A 2,416-nucleotide genomic window follows, 5' to 3' on the forward strand; every position below is an offset into this window, starting at 1 on the left:
AATGCCAAGCCCCCTCAGAACGCCGCAATCCCCGTCTGCTCCCGCCCCAATATCAACGCATGAATGTCATGCGTGCCCTCATACGTGTTCACCACTTCCAGGTTCACCATGTGCCGGATCACCCCAAACTCGTCCGAGATCCCGTTCCCGCCCAGCATGTCCCGCGCCATGCGCGCCACATCCAGCGCCTTGCCGCACGAGTTGCGCTTCATCATCGACGTGATCGCAACAGCCGCCGTCCCCTCATCCTTCATCCGACCCAGCCGCAAACATCCCTGCAGGCCCATCGTGATCTCCGTCTGCATGTCCGCCAGCTTCTTCTGGATCAGCTGGTTGGCCGCCAAGGGCTTGCCGAACTGCTTGCGGTCCAGCACGTACTGGCGCGCCGTGTGCCAGCATGCTTCGGCCGCACCCAGCGCACCCCAGGCAATGCCGTAGCGCGCCGAGTTCAGGCAGGTGAACGGGCCCTTGAGGCCGCGCACTTCCGGAAACGCGTTTTCTTCCGGGCAGAACACCCCATCCATGACAATCTCGCCGGTGATCGACGCGCGCAAACCGAACTTGCCGTGGATGGCCGGGGCGGTGAGTCCCTTCCAGTCTTTTTCCAGCACGAAGCCGCGGATCGCCCCTTCGTCGTCTTTCGCCCACACCACGAACACGTCGGCAATCGGCGAGTTGGAGATCCACATCTTGCTGCCGGTGAGGCTGTAGCCGCCGTCGACCTTCTTGGCGCGGGTGATCATCGAGCCGGGGTCGGAGCCGTGGTTCGGTTCGGTCAGGCCGAAGCAGCCGATCCATTCGCCGGTGGCCAGTTTCGGCAGGTATTTCTCTTTCGTCTGCTCGTTACCGAATTCATAGATCGGCACCATCACAAGCGACGACTGCACGCTCATCATCGAGCGGTAGCCGGAGTCGACGCGCTCGACTTCGCGGGCAATCAGGCCGTAGCTGACGTAGTTCAGGCCGGGGCCGCCGTACTGGTCGGGGATGGTGGGGCCGAGCAGGCCGAGCTCGCCCATTTCGCGGAAGATGGCCGGGTCGGTGGTTTCGTGGCGGAACGCTTCCAGCACGCGCGGCTGCAGCTTGTCCTGGCAGTAGGAAGCGGCAGCGTCACGCACCGCGCGCTCGTCGGCAGTCAGCTGCTGGTCCAGCAGCAGCGGGTCGTCCCAGTGGAATTGCACTTTCGATGATGCCATGTCGTTCTCCGTGAAATGAATTGTTAGTGTGCGGTGCGCAATCTGGCGACGGTATGCTCGATGCCTTTCCACGCCGGCTTGTCGGGCGCATAGCGCTGCCGCATGTAGCCGGCGATCCGGGCGACCTGTTCGTCGCTCAGGCTGTGTTTGAATGCCGGCATGTAACCGCCATCGCTGCTTGCCGTTTCGGCCACGCCGTGGAGGATGACTTGCACCAGGTTGTCGGGCGTGGCGCTGTGCAGGTTGCTGTTCAAGGCGAGCGGCTTGTTCAGTCCGAGCAATGCCGGTCCGTTGCCGTCGTGATGGCAGCTTCCGCAGGCGGTCGAGAAAAGGCGGCTATCCGCATTGACGACGCGGTCGGCGCGGGTCCTGGCGGCAGCGACGAGTTCGCCGGCAACGGCCTGTGCATCGTCTGCCGCGACCGCGCCGTTGAACGACGCGAGGTAGTGCGCCATCGCCCGCACATCCTGTTCCGGCAGGGTCGCCAGTTCCTGCACCACCGGCATCATCGGCCCGGCGGCGACGCCATGCTGCTCGGTATGGCCGTAGCGCAAATACCGGAACAACTCCTGTTCGGTCCAAGGCACCGGCGCGTGGGTGATCGAGGTCAGGGGCGGCGCTTCCCAGCCGTCGATCATCGCGCCGCCGAGATAGTGCCTGCCGATTTTTTCCGCACCGAGCGCATTGCGCGGCGTGTGGCAGGCGGTGCAATGCCCCAGGCCATTGACGAGGTAGGCGCCGCGGTTCCATTGCGCGGAGCGCGCCGGGTCCGCGAGATCGGGACCGGGCTTGAGGTAAAGCGCATTCCACAACCCCAGCATCGGCCGCACGCTGAACGGAAACGCAAGCTTCGTTTCAGGCACCTCCGCACGTACCGGCTGCTGGCTCATCAGGTAAGCGTAGATCGCCATCAGGTCATCGTCCGTGACCTTGGTGAACGAGGTGTAGGGAAACGCCGGATACAGGTGACGGCCGTCGCGGGAGATACCTTCGCGCATCGCGCGCTGGAAGGCGGTGAACGACCATTTGCCGATGCCGGTGTCCGGATCGGGCGTGAGGTTGGTGGTGTAGATCTTGCCGAACGGCGTGTCGAGCGCACGGCCGCCGGCATTGCGGGCGCCGTTGGGCGCGGTATGGCAGACCGCGCAGTCGCCGGCAGCGGCGAGGCGGCGGCCGCGTTCGATGGTTTCCGCCGTGTAGATCGACCCGTCGATCTACAC

1 protein-coding gene and 1 pseudogene are annotated in these 2,416 nt (G+C 64.6%); both read right to left on the reverse strand.

Translation table 11 applies throughout. From position 1 onward, the window contains the following. Positions 1–14: 14 nt before the first annotated feature. A complete protein-coding gene (locus V7080_RS25215; protein WP_334191123.1) occupies positions 15–1,196 on the reverse strand; it encodes an acyl-CoA dehydrogenase in 1,182 nt (393 codons plus the stop codon). 23 nt (positions 1,197–1,219) lie between these two features. Then, positions 1,220–2,401 (reverse strand): annotated as a pseudogene (locus tag V7080_RS25220) (c-type cytochrome); the annotation flags it as partial. Between the last annotated feature and the right edge of the window lie 15 nt (positions 2,402–2,416).

The sequence above is a fragment of the Noviherbaspirillum sp. genome, from assembly GCF_036846085.1.
GTDB lineage: Bacteria > Pseudomonadota > Gammaproteobacteria > Burkholderiales > Burkholderiaceae_D > Noviherbaspirillum.

What these genes read in the sequence shown, in the direction of transcription:
- V7080_RS25215 (WP_334191123.1), bottom strand. Translation starts at nt 1,196, where the DNA reads ATGGCATCATCGAAAGTGCAATTCCACTGGGACGACCCGCTGCTGCTG.